Origin of the sequence: Streptomyces purpurascens (assembly GCF_045040895.1) — a bacterium.
Taxonomy (GTDB): Bacteria; Actinomycetota; Actinomycetes; order Streptomycetales; family Streptomycetaceae; genus Streptomyces; species Streptomyces purpurascens.
This window is the reverse complement of the sequence record NZ_CP108341.1, coordinates 3678284-3694217: the sequence shown is the minus strand read 5'-3', so window position 1 is coordinate 3694217 and position 15934 is coordinate 3678284. Positions and strand designations below refer to the sequence as shown.

Here is a 15934-nt window from a genome sequence, read left to right as displayed (position 1 = left end):
CGTCGGCACGGCCCCGTGCGTTGTCCACAGGGAGTTATCCACAGGGGTGGCCGGGTGCCCTCGCTGTTGGCACAGTGGTGGCCATGCGGGGGTGGTGGCGGGACCTCACCGACCTGGTGCTGCCGGGCGAGTGCGGGGGCTGCGGGGCACCTCGTACGGTGCTGTGCGCGAAGTGCCGTGCGGTGCTGAGCAGAGCCGTGGCGCACCGGGTGCGGCCGGTGCCGGAGCCGTCGGGACTGCCTGTGGTGCACGCGGCGGCACGGTACGCCGACGAGGTACGGGCGACGCTGCTGGCCCACAAGGAACGGGGTGCTCTGGCGCTGGCCGGTCCGCTCGGGGCCGTTCTGGCGGGAGCGGTACGGGCGGGGCTTCCGGGAGCGCGGAGTGGGTCCTGGCCCGGGGCCGGAGGGGCGTGGTCGCGGGGCATCGGGGCGCCTGTGCTGCTCGTGCCCGTTCCGTCCGGGCGGCGGGCCGTGCGGGCCCGGGGGCATGATCCGGCGCGGCGGATCGCGCTGGCGGCCGCAGGTGAGCTGCGGCGGAGCGGGGTGCCGGCCAGGGCGCTCGGCGTGCTGCGGCAGCGGAGGGCCGTGGCCGACCAGTCGGGGCTCAACTCCCGGCAGCGGCTGGACAATCTCGCGGGCGCACTGGCGGTGGCGCCCGGTGGTGCCCGGCTGCTCTCCGAAGGCCTGGTCGTCCTCGTCGACGACGTGATGACCACGGGGGCGTCCCTGACGGAAGCGGCGCGTGCCGTGCGCTCGGCGGCGGGGCCGGTTTCGAACGCTGCGGGGACTGGGGCCGTGTACAGGGGAGAGACGTGGGAAAGCAGAGAAGAACAGAACGTCGGATCAACGCGAGAGAGGACGGGCCGATGGCCCGCCCGGCAGGGAATCACGGGCGCGGGCGGCGCCGGCGGAGTCGTTGACGTGGTGTGCGCGGCTGTGGTCGCGGCATCACCGGACTCTTTCGAAATAAACCGGAACTGACTGAGTACTTGCGTCGTTGCAGGTAACGAGAGGGCCTATTCACCTGAACGGAGGTACGCCGCAGTAGAGGGTGACGACATCCGTCCGGGCGAGATATGTTCGGTTGAGAGGGAAAGCCGCAGGCCACACCTCTCAAAACCGAATGCCGTGCTGCGGGTTTTTCTTCATCACTCGCGACGGTGGAGTGGAGATCTCGCTCACGGGGGAGGAGGTGGAAGTCACCGAGTGTCCGAGGTTCCGGGCCTCACCGGAACCTGGTGCAAAAGGGAGATGCTCCGCACCGAAGCGGAGTGATCCGGGAACGGAGTTCTGCGTGGACATCGTCGTCAAGGGCCGCAAGACCGAGGTGCCCGAGCGGTTCCGGAAGCACGTGGCCGAGAAGCTGAAGCTGGAGAAGATCCAGAAGCTCGATGGCAAGGTGATCAGCCTCGACGTCGAGGTGTCCAAGGAGCCCAACCCCCGGCAGGCCGACCGCTGCGACCGAGTGGAGATCACGCTCCGCTCCCGCGGTCCGGTGATCCGGGCGGAGGCAGCGGCGAGCGATCCGTACGCGGCGCTCGACCTGGCGGCGGAAAAGCTGGAAGCCCGGCTGCGCAGGCAACACGACAAGCGGTTCTCGCGCCGTGGCTCGCGCCGGATTCCGGCCGCCGAGGTCGCCGATCACGTCCCGGGCGTGGCGACGCTCAACGGCAATGGCCTGGTGCCGACTCCGGAGGAAGAGCCGGCAGCCGTGCCGACGAAGAAGATCGGCTCGCTGGAAGTGCAGGGTGACGGCCCCATCGTCGTCCGCGAGAAGACCCACGTCGCAGCGCCCATGACCCTCGACCAGGCTCTCTACGAGATGGAGCTGGTCGGGCACGACTTCTACCTGTTCGTCGACTCCGAGACCAAGGAACCGAGTGTCGTCTACCGGCGGCACGCCTACGACTACGGCGTGATCCACCTCAGCACGGACACGATGGTCACACAGGTGCACGCCCCCGATGCGGGCGGTGCGCTCGGCGGCTGACCGTGCCGGGTGACAGAGCGGAGCAGGTGCCCCTGGAGCGCGTGTGCGCCCCCAGGGGCACCCCTGTGCGACCACTGCGCGCCCCGCTCGGTCGTCCCGGTGCCGTCCGGGCATGAAATCATGGTGGCCACGACCCAACCGGTGGGTCGTTGCTCTGGGTTGGCGATGGCTCAGGACCACAGGCCGCAGCCTTCAGGGGGAGGAACGATGGCGGACAGCTTCGGACCGATGCGTGACGAGGATGCCGACGATGGCGTCGTCGGCATGGGCCCGGACACGGACTCTCCACGCAAGGAACCGATCAGAGTCCTTGTGGTGGACGACCACGCCCTGTTCCGCCGTGGCCTGGAGATCGTGCTCGCGGCCGAGGAGGACATCCAGGTCATCGGGGAGGCCGGCGACGGCGCCGAGGCCGTCGAGAAGGCCGCCGACCTGCTGCCCGACATCGTTCTGATGGACGTGCGGATGCCCAAGCGGGGCGGGATCGAGGCGTGCACCTCCATCAAGGAAGTCGCGCCCAGCGCCAAGATCATCATGCTGACGATCAGCGACGAGGAAGCCGATCTCTACGACGCCATCAAGGCGGGTGCGACCGGCTATCTCCTCAAGGAGATCTCGACGGACGAGGTGGCCACCGCCATTCGCGCGGTGGCCGACGGGCAGTCACAGATCAGTCCGTCCATGGCGTCGAAGCTGCTCACCGAGTTCAAGTCGATGATCCAGCGCACGGACGAGCGCCGGCTGGTGCCCGCACCGCGGCTGACGGACCGCGAACTCGAAGTCCTCAAACTCGTCGCGACGGGGATGAACAACCGTGACATCGCCAAGGAGTTGTTCATCTCCGAGAACACCGTGAAGAACCATGTGCGCAACATCCTGGAGAAGCTGCAGCTGCACTCCAGGATGGAGGCGGTGGTGTACGCGATGCGGGAGAAGATTCTCGAGATTCGGTGAATCGGTGATCCGGTAGAGCTCAGCCGAGGATGCGGGCGATCTCCTTCGTGAGGGGCTCGCGCAGAGCCGGTGTGTCGACCCGCTCCACGCGTACGTCCGTGCAGTCCACCCAGGTCGCCGCCTCGGCCAGGGCCTGGGCCACGGCTGGGACCGCCTTCGGGCCGTCGAGCGTGACCTGCCTGGCCACCAGAGTGCCGCCCTCGCGGGCCGGGTCCACGCGGCCGACGAGCCGGCCGCCGGCCAGGACCGGCATCGCGAAGTAGCCGTACACCCGCTTCTGCTTGGGGACGTAGGCCTCCAGGCGGTGGGTGAAGCCGAAGATCCGCTCCGTGCGCGCCCGCTCCCAGATCAGGGAGTCGAAGGGCGACAGGAGGGTGGTGCGGTGGCGGCCGCGCGGAGGTGTCTCCAGGGCCGCGGGGTCGGCCCAGGCCGGCTTGCCCCAGCCCTCGACCGTGACCGGGACCAGGCCCGAGTCGGCGATCACCGCGTCGACCTGTTCGCCCTTGAGGCGGTGGTAGTCGGCGATGTCCGCGCGGGTGCCGACGCCGAGGGACTGGCCCGCCAGGCGGACCAGGCGGCGTACGCACTCGGTGTCGTCGAGTTCGTCGTGCAACAGGGGCTGCGGGACGGCACGCTCGGCGAGGTCGTAGAGGCGCTTCCAGCCGCGGCGCTCCACGCAGACCACCTCGCCGTACATCAGGGCGCGTTCGACGGCGACCTTCGTGCCGGACCAGTCCCACCAGTCGTTCGTCTTCTTCGCGCCGCCCAACTCCGTCGCGGTGAGGGGGCCTTCGGAGCGGAGCTGCTTGATGACCTGGTCGTAGACACCGTCCGGGAGTTCCTGGTTCCAGTGCGGGCGGTTGCGGTAGGAGCGGCGGCGGAAGGCGAAGTGGGGCCACTCCTCGATGGGGAGGATGCAGGCCGCGTGGGACCAGTACTCGAAGGCGTGAGTGTCTTTCCAGTAGGCGTTCTCGACGGTCTTCCGGCCTACCGCGCCCAGGCGGGCGTACGGGACGAGCTCGTGGGAGCGGGCCAGGACCGAGATGGTGTCGAGCTGTATCGCGCCCAGGTGGCGGAGGATGCCGCGGACGCCGGAGCGGCGGTCCGGGGCGCCGAGGAAACCTTGGGCGCGGAGCGCCAGCCTCCGGGCTTCGTCTGCGGAGAGCGCTGTCGTGGGGCGCGGGGTGGTCATGGTTTTGCACGATAGGGGGTGGGACTGACAGTGGTGGGTGAGCTGGGGGTTTGCTGGTCGGTGCTGGGCGTTGGCGCTGGGGTGGGGTGGGTCCAGCTCGGCAGCTAAGACGGCGCCGGGAGGTACGGGGCCGTTGACGGGAGGCTCATGTCCGAGGGGAGGAGGGAGCCGACCCAGGAGTCTCGGCGTACTCCCTTGTTGTTGACGGCGGCACGCAGGGTGCCTTCGATGGTGAAGCCGGAGCGTTCCGCCACGGCGCGGGAGGCGCGGTTGCCCACCTCGGCGCGCCATTCGACGCGGTCGAGCGCGGCGTGGACGAAGGCCCAGCGACAGGCGGTGAGGACGGCCTCCGTGATGTAGCCGTTGGCGCGGTGCTGCTTGGTGGCCCAGAAGCCGATCTCGCCGACGCCCAGGGCGCGCATGGTGATGCCGAGCATGCCCGCCAGTTCTCCGGAGTGGAGGAAGACGCCGAGAGTGAACATGGACCCGTCCGCCCAGCCGTCCGGGACCATCTGTTCCGTGAAGCCCTCGGCGTGCTCGCGGAGGTAGGGCGAGGGAATCGTGGTCCAGCGCTGGATGTCGGGGTCCTGGCAGGCGTCGTACACCGCGTCGGTGTCCTGGGGTCCGACCGTGCGCAGCATGAGGCGGTCCGTGGTGAGGATGACGGGGTCCATCGGCCGATTCTGCTCGGAGGCCGTCGAAGGTGCCATCTGTTTGCGGTGGGTGAGCGCCATATCACGCTTCGCTTAATTCGGTCGGGGGATGCGGCACTATCCGCGGCGCCCGGACGTTGTCCCCTTTGAAGCAGACGAATCAGAATTGAAGCGGCGCACGGTCGCCGTCACGGCAGGCCCTCCCGGCGCGGTGGGGTCCTCGCATACGATGGCCGTTGCTCAGTAAGTCAAGTGGTAACCGACCGTCCCAGGCCCGACCGGCAAGGAGACCAACCCCCGTGTCCGTCCTCTCGAAGATCATGCGTGCAGGCGAAGGCAAGATCCTGCGCAAGCTGCACCGCATCGCGGACCAGGTCACATCCATCGAAGAGGACTTCGTCGACCTCTCCGACGCCGAGCTGCGGGCCCTCACCGATGAGTACAAGCAGCGCTACGCCGACGGCGAGACCCTGGACGACCTGCTGCCCGAGGCGTTCGCCACCGTCCGCGAGGCCGCCAAGCGCGTCCTCGGCCAGCGTCACTACGACGTGCAGATGATGGGCGGCGCCGCCCTGCACATGGGCTACGTGGCAGAGATGAAGACCGGTGAGGGCAAGACCCTCGTCGGCACGCTGCCGGCGTATCTGAACGCCCTGTCGGGCAAGGGCGTCCACATCATCACGGTCAACGACTATCTGGCCGAGCGCGACTCCGAGATGATGGGCCGCGTCCACCGGTTCCTGGGCCTCGAGGTCGGCTGCATCCTCGCCAACATGACGCCGGCTCAGCGCCGTGAGCAGTACGCCTGCGACATCACCTACGGCACGAACAACGAGTTCGGCTTCGACTACCTGCGCGACAACATGGCGTGGTCCCAGGACGAGCTCGTCCAGCGCGGCCACAACTACGCCATCGTCGACGAGGTCGACTCCATCCTCATCGACGAGGCCCGTACGCCGCTGATCATCTCCGGCCCGGCCGACCAGGCCACCAAGTGGTACGGCGACTTCGCCAAGCTGGTCAAGCGCCTCAAGCGCGGCGAGGCCGGCCAGCCGCTCAAGGGCATCGAGGAGACCGGCGACTACGACGTCGACGAGAAGAAGCGCACGGTCGCCATCCACGAGTCCGGCGTCAGCAAGGTCGAGGACTGGCTGGGCATCGACAACCTCTACGAGTCGGTGAACACGCCGCTGGTGGGCTACCTGAACAACGCCATCAAGGCCAAGGAGCTCTTCAAGAAGGACAAGGACTACGTCATCATCGACGACGAGGTCATGATCGTCGACGAGCACACCGGACGTATCCTCGCCGGCCGCCGTTACAACGAGGGCATGCACCAGGCGATCGAGGCGAAGGAGGGGGTGCCGATCAAGGACGAGAACCAGACGCTCGCCACGATCACCCTCCAGAACTTCTTCCGCCTCTACAAGCGCCACGACCACAACGGCAAGGAAGAGCACGGTCTGGCCGGCATGACCGGTACGGCCATGACCGAGGCCGCCGAGTTCCACCAGATCTACAAGCTCGGCGTGGTGCCGATCCCGACCAACCGGCCGATGGTCCGCAAGGACCAGTCGGACCTGATCTACCGGACCGAGGTCGCCAAGTTCGAGGCCGTCGTCGACGACATCGAGGAGAAGCACCGCAAGGGCCAGCCGATCCTCGTCGGCACCACCTCGGTCGAGAAGTCCGAGTACCTCTCGCAGCAGCTCAGCAAGCGCGGCATCCAGCACGAGGTGCTGAACGCCAAGCAGCACGACCGTGAGGCGACCATCGTCGCCCAGGCCGGCCGCAAGGGCGCCGTCACGGTGGCCACGAACATGGCCGGTCGTGGTACGGACATCAAGCTCGGCGGCAACCCCGAGGACCTCGCCGAGGCGGAGCTGCGCCAGCGCGGCCTCGATCCCGAGGAGCACATCGAGGAGTGGGCGCACGCCCTGCCCGAGGCGCTCAAGCGGGCCGAGAAGGCCGTCCAGGCCGAGAAGGACGAGGTCGAGAAGCTCGGCGGTCTCTACGTGCTGGGCACCGAGCGCCACGAGTCGCGGCGGATCGACAACCAGCTGCGCGGTCGTTCCGGCCGTCAGGGCGACCCGGGCGAGTCCCGCTTCTACCTCTCGCTCGGCGACGACCTGATGCGGCTGTTCAAGGCCCAGATGGTCGAGCGCGTGATGTCGATGGCGAACGTCCCGGACGACGTGCCGATCGAGAACAAGATGGTCACGCGCGCGATCGCCTCCGCCCAGTCGCAGGTCGAGCAGCAGAACTTCGAGACCCGTAAGAACGTCCTGAAGTACGACGAGGTCCTCAACCGCCAGCGTGAGGTCATCTACGGCGAGCGGCGCCGCGTCCTGGAGGGCGAGGACCTGCACGAGCAGGTGCAGCACTTCATGGACGACACCATCGACGCCTACGTCCAGGCGGAGACGGCCGAGGGCTTCCCCGAGGACTGGGACCTCGACCGGCTGTGGGGTGCCTTCAAGCAGCTCTACCCGTCCAAGATCACGGTCGAGGAGCTCGAGGAGGCGGCCGGCGACCGGGCCGGGCTGACCGCCGAGTTCATCGGCGACTCCATCAAGGACGACATCCACGAGCAGTACGAGGAGCGTGAGGCGCAGCTCGGCTCCGAGATCATGCGTGAGCTGGAGCGCCGGGTCGTGCTCTCGGTCCTGGACCGCAAGTGGCGCGAGCACCTCTACGAGATGGACTACCTCCAGGAGGGCATCGGCCTGCGCGCGATGGCGCAGAAGGACCCGCTGGTCGAGTACCAGCGCGAGGGCTTCGACATGTTCACCGCGATGATGGAGGGCATCAAGGAGGAGTCCGTCGGCTACCTGTTCAACCTGGAGGTCCAGGTCGAGCAGCAGGTCGAGGAGGTCCCCGTCGAGGACACCAAGCCGGTGGCCGACCTGGAGAAGCAGGACGCCGTGCCGGCGCAGGCGGGCTCCCGGCCGGAGATCCGTGCCAAGGGGCTCGACGTCCCGCAGCGGCGCAACCTCCACTTCTCCGCGCCGACGGTCGACGGTGAGGGCGGCACCATCGAGGGCGACTTCACCGAGGACGGCGAGCCGGTGCGTTCCGAGTCCGACGGCCTCACGCGCGCGGAGCGCCGGAAGCAGGCGCGGGGCCGGGGGCGCCGTAAGAAGTGACGGTGGCCGAGGCACCGTAGCGGCTTGAAGGGCCGGACACCCGAGGGTGTCCGGCCCTTCGGCTTGGGGTGGCTCGGCTCGGCGTCCGCGGCCTCGGCCGGCGCGTCCCTCAGTCGGCCTCCGCGCGGGGCGGGCGCGGGCCGCCCAGTTCCACCGCCGTGCAGCGCCAGCGGAGGTCCTGGCCGAGTTCCAGACGGAAGGCCATGGCGCGGAGCCGGTCTCCGGCGCCGATGCGGGCGAAGGCCTCGATGGCACCGGCGCGGGGTTCGAACCAGCCGATGTCCCGGACGACGGGGCGGGCGCCGCGGGTGCGCAGGGGGCCGCGTTCGGCGAGCCAGGCCAGTTCGTCGTAGGCGCGGCCCCGGGTGTGGCGGAGCATCGAGTGGACGGGGCGGCGGCCGCTGAGGACGGCGAGCAGGAGGTCGGCGAAGAGGTCGGTGGGCAGGAGCGGCTGGGGGATCGCCCGGCGGGGGCTTTGGGCCGGGACGCGGGGTGTGGTGTCCGCGGGGGTGCCGGGCGTGGGCCGGGTTGCTGTGCGGGTGCCGGAGGGGGTTGGCGGGCGGGTGTCCGTGGGACGGGTGTGGGCCGTCTCGGCGCGGCGGGCGGCCGGGGGACGGTCTCCCGCGGCCGTGGTGCGGGTGGGGCCTCCGCCGGGGGTGCGCGGAGGGGCGGTGCTGCCGGAGGTGCGCGGAGGAGCGGTGCTGCCGGGGGTGCGTGGGGCTGCGGTGGCAGGGGTGCGTGAGGCGGTGCCGCCGGGGCGGCGGGGGTCGCGGCGGGCCGGGGGGCGGTTCGGCGGGCGGTGCTGTGCCCTGGTCATGACCTTGTTCATGGGGGTCCCCGTTTCGTGGGCCGGCGGATACCGGTGAGTAACTTCGGGTTGGTGATCTTGTACGGGGCGGACGGGGGCAGGAGCAAGGGAGCGGGCCTCGGGCCGAGGGCGCCGGAATGTTCACCTATCCGGGTGATCCGGGGGCCCAGGGGCCCGTCAGTGCGGGGGTGCGCCGGGTGAATCACGGGCCCGGGGTGGACGTGTCCGGCGTCACGGGCCGGGACTCGAAAGGGGACCCCCGCACGTATCCTGGAGGCCCTCCGGGGCCCTCCTGAGCCCTCCGACCTGAACCGACCACGAAAGCGGCCAGCCATGCGTGTCTACGTGCCCCTGACCCTCCCCGGTCTCGCCGAGGCGTACAAAACGGGTGAGCTGGGAGCCGGGCCGTTCGTGGCGTACGCCGTGACGCCCGCGCTGCGTGAGTGGTACGTCTCCGACGACATCGAGGAACTGGAGTACGCGGCGCTGAACCGGGCCGCGCTGGCCTCGCTGCGGCTGCTGGCGATCGAGCCGGGGGTGCCGCGGCGCCGGGTCGTGGTGGCCGTGGACGTGCCCGACCGGGCGGCGAACGCCGATCCCGACCGGGGGCTCGATCCGGCGGCGCTGGGGGAGGTAAGGGTTTCGGGTGCCGTGGCCCTGGCCAGGGCGGCGTCGGTGCATGTCGACGCGGATGACGCGGAGGCGGATGTGACGGCCGCTGCCGCGGCGCTGGGGGCGGCGGATGCCGGGGACGACGACGCGCAGTTCGTCGTGGACGGTGCCGAGGATCACGAGCTGCTGTGGTTCGCCACGCAGGAGATCCCGAACCTGGTGGGGCAGGGGGACTGAGGGGCCCGGGCACCGGGGGGCGCGTTGAGGCGCTGTTCTCTTGATTGTCAGTGGGGGCGGGTACGTTTTCAGGCATGGGGATGAAGACGGGCGCGCACATTGTCTGGGACTGGAACGGGACGCTGTTCCATGACATCGACGCGATCATCGGGGCGACGAACGCGGCGTTCGCCGAGCTGGGGCTGGAGCCGCTGACGCTGGAGAAGTACCGGGAGCTGTACTGCGTGCCGGTGCCGAGGTTCTACGAGCGGTTGATGGGGCGGCTGCCGACCGAGGCCGAGTGGCAGCTCATGGATGACATCTTCCATCGGTACTACGCCGAGCATCGGGTGGCCTGCGGGCTGACGGCGGGGGCCGTGGAGCTGTTGTCGGGGTGGCGGTCGGCGGGGCGCAGCCAGTCGATTCTGAGCATGTATGTGCATGAGGAGCTTGTGCCGTTGGTGCGGGGGTTCGGGATCGAGCCGCACTTCATACGGGTGGACGGGCGGACCGGGCCGTCGGGGGGCAGCAAGGCCGAGCACATGGTGCGGCATCTCGCGTCGCTGACGGGGGTGGAGCCGGGGCGGACCGTGGTGATCGGGGATGCGGCGGATGATGCGGTGGCTGCGTTGCATGTGGGGGCTCGGGCGGTGCTGTACACCGGTGGGTCGCACAGTCGGGTGAGTCTTGAAGCGGTGGGCGTGCCGGTGGTGGACACGTTGGAGGAGGCCGTGGCGGAGGCTGAGCGGCTCGCGGCCTGACCGGAAACCGGCGGGTTCCGGGTGCTCGGCGTCGGTGCTGGGGCCGGGTGGGTCCGCAGCTCGGCGGTGCGGGGTGCCTTCCCCACTCTCGGCTTCGCTCGAGCGGGGGACCCCCACCGCCCACCCGTGCCGCCCCTAGCGGCACGCATGCCCGCAGCCAAATGTGCAGAACGTCAAACTTCCAGGCCTGGTTTTGTACACATACGGCTCATGACGGGGCCCCTGTAAGGAGCGATAGCCTTGGTGGCGTGATCAGCGCGATAGTTCGCGGGGACGTCGTCGTCCCTGCCCTGCGCCCGGAGTGCACGGACCACATCCGTGACCGGGCGGCGGTCGCTGGTCTTCGCGGGCGGTACGGGGCATCGATGACTCCCGGGACGCCGAGCACCACCGGGACCGAGGCGTCGCAGAGAGCAGCGTCACACCCGTGGGGTAGCTCAAAAATGGCTCAGACACCCCCGCTCCTCTCCTCTGGCGGCATAGCGTCGGAACAGACCGGATACCCCGTGTCACGGCGTGACGTCGTCAGCGCAGAGACCGTACTTCCTTCTACGTCACGCAACGGCGCGCGACAGGAGCCAGAGGACAATGCAGACCAAGCTGGACGAAGCCAAGGCCGAGTTGCTCGAGAGGGCCGCCCGGGTAGCTGAGAACAGCCCGGTCGGGGGGCACCTACCGACCGGGTCGACGGGCGAGGAGACCCCAGACGCCCAGGAAGCCCCGGACCGCGAGTCCCTGATCTCGTTCCTCCAGCGTTACTACCTGCACACGGCCCCGGAGGATCTCGCCGACCGCGACCCGGTCGATGTCTTCGGAGCCGCCGTATCCCACTACCGGCTGGCCGAGAACCGCCCCCAGGGCACGGCCAACGTGCGGGTTCACACCCCCACCGTGGAAGAGAACGGGTGGACGTGCAGCCACTCCGTCGTCGAGGTCGTCACCGACGACATGCCCTTCCTCGTCGACTCCGTCACCAATGAGCTGACGCGGCAGGGGCGCGGGATCCACGTCGTCATCCACCCGCAGTTCGTGGTGCGGCGCGATGTGACCGGCAAGCTCATCGAGGTGCTGCCGACGCCCGCGACCGGCGCCGGCGACCTCCCGCACGACGCGCACGTCGAGTCCTGGATCCACGTGGAGACCGACCGCGAGACGGACCGGTCCGATCTGAAGCAGATCACCGCCGACCTGCTGCGCGTGCTGTCCGACGCCCGTGAGGCCGTCGAGGACTGGGGCAAGATGCGGGAGGCGGCGATCCGGCTGGCGGAGGGGCTGCCGGACGAGTCCATCCCCGGCGACCTGCCCGGACCGCAGGTCGAGGAGGCCCGTGAGCTGCTGCGCTGGCTGGCCGACGACCACTTCACGTTCCTCGGCTACCGCGAGTACCAGCTGCGCGACGACGACTCCCTGGCCGCCGTCCCCGGCACCGGGCTCGGCATACTGCGCGCGGACCCGCACCACGCCGCCGAGGAGAGCCACCCGGTCAGCCCGTCGTTCGAGCGGCTGCCCGCCGACGCCCGGGCCAAGGCGCGCGAGCACAAGCTGCTCGTCCTGACCAAGGCGAACAGCCGGGCGACCGTGCACCGGCCGTCGTACCTGGACTACATCGGGGTGAAGAAGTTCGACGCCGACGGCAACGTCGTCGGCGAGCGGCGGTTCCTCGGGCTGTTCTCCTCCGCCGCCTACACCGAGTCCGTGCGCCGCGTCCCCGTCATCCGGCGCAAGGTCGAGGACGTCCTGGAGCGCGCCGGGTTCTCGCCCAACAGCCACGACGGACGCGACCTGCTCCAGATCCTGGAGACGTACCCGCGCGACGAGCTCTTCCAGACCCCCGTCGACGAGCTGCGGTCCATCGTCACCTCCGTCCTCTACCTCCAGGAGCGCAGGCGGCTCCGGCTCTACCTGCGCCAGGACGAGTACGGGCGCTACTACTCCGCCCTCGTCTACCTCCCGCGCGACCGCTACACCACGGCCGTACGCCTCAGGATCATCGAGATCCTGAAGGAGGAACTGGGCGGCATCAGCGTCGACTTCACCGCCTGGAACACCGAGTCGATCCTCTCCCGGCTGCACTTCGTGGTCCGGGTCCCACAGGGCACCGAGCTGCCGGAGCTGTCCGACTCCGACAAGGACCGCATCGAGGCCCGGCTGGTGGAGGCGGCCCGCTCCTGGGAGGACGCCTTCACCGAGGCGCTCAACGCCGAGCTCGGCGAGGAGCGCGCGGCCGAACTGCTGCGCCGGTACGCGCACGCCTTCCCCGAGGGCTACAAGGCCGACCACAACCCGCGCGCCGCGGTCGCCGACCTCGTCCACCTCGAACAGCTGAACGCCGAGGAGGGCAAGGACTTCGCGCTCAGCCTGTACGAGCCGGTGGGCGCCGCCCCCGAGGAGCGCCGCTTCAAGATCTACCGCACGGGCGACGCCATCTCCCTCTCGGCCGTGCTGCCGGTCCTCAACCGGCTCGGCGTCGAGGTCGTGGACGAGCGGCCGTACGACCTGCGCTGCCCGGACCGCAGCGTGGCCTGGATCTACGACTTCGGCCTGCGCATGCCCCGCTCGCAGAACGGCAGCGGGGACTACCTCGGCGACGACGCCCGCGAGCGCTTCCAGGACGCCTTCGCCGCCACCTGGACCGGCAAGGCGGAGAACGACGGCTTCAACTCCCTCGTGCTGAGCGCCGGGCTCACCTGGCGCCAGGCGATGGTGCTGCGGGCGTACGCGAAGTACCTGCGCCAGGCGGCTTCGACGTTCAGCCAGGACTACATGGAGGACACCCTCCGCAACAACGTCCACACCACCCGGCTGCTCGTCTCCCTGTTCGAGGCGCGGATGTCGCCGGACCGGCAGCGCGCGGGGCACGAGATCGTGGACGCGCTGCTGGAGGAGGTCGACGCGGCCCTCGACCAGGTGGCCTCGCTCGACGAGGACCGGATCCTCAGGTCGTTCCTCACGGTCATCAAGGCGACGCTGCGGACGAACTTCTTCCAGGAGGCGGCGGGCGGCAAGCCGCACGACTACGTCTCCATGAAGTTCGACCCGCAGGCCATCCCCGACCTCCCGGCGCCGCGTCCGGCGTTCGAGATCTGGGTGTACTCGCCGCGGGTCGAGGGCGTGCACCTCAGGTTCGGCAAGGTCGCGCGCGGTGGTCTGCGCTGGTCCGACCGGCGTGAGGACTTCCGCACCGAGATCCTCGGCCTGGTCAAGGCGCAGATGGTGAAGAACACCGTCATCGTGCCCGTCGGCGCCAAGGGCGGCTTCGTCGCCAAGCAACTGCCCGACCCGAGCGTCGACCGGGACGCGTGGCTGGCCGAGGGCGTCGCGAGCTACAAGACGTTCATCTCCGCGCTGCTCGACATCACCGACAACATGGTGGCCGGCGAGGTCGTGCCCCCGGCGGACGTCGTCCGGCACGACGAGGAGGACACCTACCTCGTCGTCGCCGCCGACAAGGGCACGGCGACCTTCTCCGACATCGCCAACGGGGTCGCCGAGCAGTACAACTTCTGGCTCGGCGACGCCTTCGCCTCCGGCGGCTCCGCCGGCTACGACCACAAGGGCATGGGCATCACCGCCCGCGGCGCCTGGGAGTCCGTCAAGCGGCACTTCCGGGAGCTGGGCGTGGACACCCAGACCGAGGACTTCACGGTCGTCGGCATCGGCGACATGTCCGGTGACGTGTTCGGCAACGGCATGCTGCTCTCCGAGCACATCCGGCTGGTGGCCGCCTTCGACCACCGGCACATCTTCATCGACCCGAACCCGGACGCCGCCACCTCCTACGCCGAGCGCCGCCGCCTGTTCGAGCTGCCCCGCTCCAGCTGGGAGGACTACAACAAGGAACTGCTGTCGGCAGGCGGCGGCATCTTCCCGCGTACGGCCAAGGCGATCCCGGTCAACGCGCACATCCGCGAGGCCCTCGGCATCGAGGCCAAGGTCACCAAGCTGACCCCGGCCGACCTGATGAAGGCGATCTTCCAGGCGCCGGTTGACCTGCTGTGGAACGGCGGCATCGGCACGTACGTCAAGTCCTCGACCGAGTCGAACGCGGACGTCGGTGACAAGGCCAACGACGCCATCCGTGTCGACGGCAAGGACCTGCGCGTCAAGGTCGTCGGCGAGGGCGGCAACCTGGGCCTGACCCAGCTCGGCCGGATCGAGTTCGCGCTGCACGGCGGCCGGATCAACACCGACGCCATCGACAACAGCGCGGGCGTGGACACCTCCGACCACGAGGTGAACATCAAGATCCTGCTCAACGGCCTGGTCGCGGACGGCGACATGACCGTCAAGCAGCGCAACAAGCTGCTCGCCGAGATGACCGACGAGGTCGGCCACCTGGTGCTGCGCAACAACTACGCGCAGAACACGGCGATCGCCAACGCCCTCGCCCAGTCCGGCTCCATGCTCCACGCCCAGCAGCGCTTCATGAAGCACCTGGTCAGGGAGGGCCACCTCAACCGGGCGCTGGAGTTCCTGCCCGCCGACCGGCAGATCCGCGAGCGGCTCGCCCAGGGCCAGGGCCTGACCGGCCCGGAGACGGCCGTGCTCATGGCGTACACGAAGATCACGGTCGCCGAGGAGCTGCTGCACACCTCCCTGCCGGACGACCCGTACCTGAGCACCCTGCTGCACGCGTACTTCCCGACCGAGCTGCGCGAGCAGTTCCCCGAGTACCTCGTCAGCCACCCGCTGCGCCGCGAGATCACCACGACCGTCCTGGTCAACGACACGGTCAACACGGGCGGGACGACGTATCTGCACCGTCTGCGCGAGGAGACCGGGGCGTCGCTGGAGGAGATCGTGCGGGCGCAGACCGCGGCCCGGGCGATCTTCCGCCAGTCGCCGGTGTGGGACGGGGTGGAGGCGCTCGACAACAAGGTCGAGGCCGAGGTCCAGACCCGCATCCGGCTGCACGCGCGCCGCCTGGTGGAGCGGGGCACGCGCTGGCTGCTCAACAACCGGCCGCAGCCGCTGGAGCTCGCTGACACCGTCGACTTCTTCGCCGACCGGGTCGAACAGGTCTGGGGGCAGCTGCCGAACCTGCTGCGCGGCGCCGATCTGGAGTGGTACCAGAAGATCTTCGACGAGCTGACGGGTGTCGGTGTCCCGGACGAACTCGCCACCCGGGTGGCCGGTTTCTCCTCCGCCTTCCCGACGCTCGACATCGTCTCGGTCGCGGACCGCATGGACCGGGAGCCGCTGGACGTCGCCGACGTCTACTACGACCTCGCCGACCGGCTGCGCATCACCCAGCTCATGGACCGCATCATCGAGCTGCCCCGCGCCGACCGCTGGCAGTCCATGGCTCGCGCGGCGATCCGCGAGGACCTGTACGCGGCGCACTCGGCGCTGACCGCCGACGTCCTGGCGGTGGGCAACGGCACCTCGACGCCCGAGCAGCGCTACAAGGCGTGGGAGCAGAAGAACGCGGCGATCCTCGGCCGGGCCCGCACCACACTGGAGGAGATCCAGGGCTCCGACGCGTTCGACCTCGCCAACCTGTCGGTGGCGATGCGCACGATGAGGACGCTGCTGCGGACGCATTCGTAGGGCGTACGGCCCCTTGGGCGCCCCGGGCCGCTGCCGGCCCGGGGCGCTTT

10 protein-coding genes are annotated in these 15934 nt (G+C 69.6%); 7 read left to right on the top strand and 3 right to left on the bottom strand.

The genetic code is table 11. The features are described 5' to 3' along the window. Positions 1-83 precede the first annotated feature (83 nt). The 3 genes from OHU35_RS16710 to OHU35_RS16700 all read left to right on the top strand — a co-directional run bounded on the left by OHU35_RS16710 (position 84) and on the right by OHU35_RS16700 (position 2946). Entirely contained in the window at positions 84-983 is a 900-nt protein-coding gene (locus OHU35_RS16710; protein WP_405505776.1) for a ComF family protein, read from the top strand. Between the two features lie 313 nt (positions 984-1296). Further along, positions 1297-1992 carry a ribosome hibernation-promoting factor, HPF/YfiA family gene (gene hpf / locus OHU35_RS16705; RefSeq protein WP_189724019.1) on the top strand — a complete coding sequence of 232 codons (696 nt, stop codon included), beginning with the start codon at positions 1297-1299 and terminating at the stop codon, positions 1990-1992. Between the two features lie 207 nt (positions 1993-2199). Then, complete coding sequence (locus tag OHU35_RS16700; protein ID WP_010039804.1) at positions 2200-2946, top strand: response regulator transcription factor; 747 nt, start codon at positions 2200-2202, stop codon at positions 2944-2946. Between the two features lie 19 nt (positions 2947-2965). Here OHU35_RS16700 and OHU35_RS16695 read toward each other — a convergent pair whose 3' ends face one another. Continuing rightward, on the bottom strand, positions 2966-4138 hold the full coding sequence (locus OHU35_RS16695) for a winged helix-turn-helix domain-containing protein (RefSeq protein ID WP_405505774.1): 1173 nt from the start codon (positions 4136-4138) through the stop codon (positions 2966-2968). 104 nt (positions 4139-4242) lie between these two features. After that, positions 4243-4812 carry a GNAT family N-acetyltransferase gene (locus OHU35_RS16690; protein ID WP_189724017.1) on the bottom strand — a complete coding sequence of 190 codons (570 nt, stop codon included), beginning with the start codon at positions 4810-4812 and terminating at the stop codon, positions 4243-4245. 278 nt (positions 4813-5090) lie between these two features. On the opposite strand from OHU35_RS16690, the gene secA reads away from it, so the two are divergent. After that, positions 5091-7937, top strand: a complete 2847-nt coding sequence (secA, locus tag OHU35_RS16685) for a preprotein translocase subunit SecA (protein WP_189724016.1) — start codon at positions 5091-5093, stop codon at positions 7935-7937. A 109-nt stretch (positions 7938-8046) separates the two neighbouring features. On the opposite strand, the gene OHU35_RS16680 is transcribed toward secA, so the two are convergent. Further along, positions 8047-8766: an Rv3235 family protein gene (locus tag OHU35_RS16680; protein WP_189724015.1), complete on the bottom strand. Its 720-nt coding sequence runs from the start codon at positions 8764-8766 to the stop codon at positions 8047-8049. Positions 8767-9078: 312 nt separating this feature from the next. Here OHU35_RS16680 and OHU35_RS16675 point away from each other — a divergent pair, with 312 nt between their 5' ends. The 3 genes from OHU35_RS16675 to OHU35_RS16665 all read left to right on the top strand — a co-directional run bounded on the left by OHU35_RS16675 (position 9079) and on the right by OHU35_RS16665 (position 15884). Next, the gene (locus OHU35_RS16675) at positions 9079-9594 is read left to right on the top strand and encodes a DUF6912 family protein (RefSeq protein ID WP_189724014.1); all 516 of its coding nucleotides are present in this window, start codon (positions 9079-9081) and stop codon (positions 9592-9594) included. Positions 9595-9668: 74 nt separating this feature from the next. Then, entirely contained in the window at positions 9669-10334 is a 666-nt protein-coding gene (locus OHU35_RS16670) for an HAD family hydrolase (RefSeq protein ID WP_189724013.1), read from the top strand. A gap of 588 nt (positions 10335-10922) precedes the next feature. Continuing rightward, positions 10923-15884, top strand: a complete 4962-nt coding sequence (locus OHU35_RS16665; RefSeq protein WP_359893873.1) for an NAD-glutamate dehydrogenase — start codon at positions 10923-10925, stop codon at positions 15882-15884. Positions 15885-15934 lie beyond the last annotated feature (50 nt).

What these genes read in the sequence shown, in the direction of transcription:
- OHU35_RS16690 (WP_189724017.1), bottom strand. Translation starts at nt 4,812, where the DNA reads ATGGACCCCGTCATCCTCACCACGGACCGCCTCATGCTGCGCACGGTC.
- OHU35_RS16680 (WP_189724015.1), bottom strand. Translation starts at nt 8,766, where the DNA reads ATGAACAAGGTCATGACCAGGGCACAGCACCGCCCGCCGAACCGCCCC.
- OHU35_RS16675 (WP_189724014.1), top strand. Translation starts at nt 9,079, where the DNA reads ATGCGTGTCTACGTGCCCCTGACCCTCCCCGGTCTCGCCGAGGCGTAC.
- OHU35_RS16670 (WP_189724013.1), top strand. Translation starts at nt 9,669, where the DNA reads ATGGGGATGAAGACGGGCGCGCACATTGTCTGGGACTGGAACGGGACG.
- OHU35_RS16700 (WP_010039804.1), top strand. Translation starts at nt 2,200, where the DNA reads ATGGCGGACAGCTTCGGACCGATGCGTGACGAGGATGCCGACGATGGC.
- OHU35_RS16695 (WP_405505774.1), bottom strand. Translation starts at nt 4,138, where the DNA reads ATGACCACCCCGCGCCCCACGACAGCGCTCTCCGCAGACGAAGCCCGG.
- OHU35_RS16665 (WP_359893873.1), top strand. Translation starts at nt 10,923, where the DNA reads ATGCAGACCAAGCTGGACGAAGCCAAGGCCGAGTTGCTCGAGAGGGCC.
- OHU35_RS16710 (WP_405505776.1), top strand. Translation starts at nt 84, where the DNA reads ATGCGGGGGTGGTGGCGGGACCTCACCGACCTGGTGCTGCCGGGCGAG.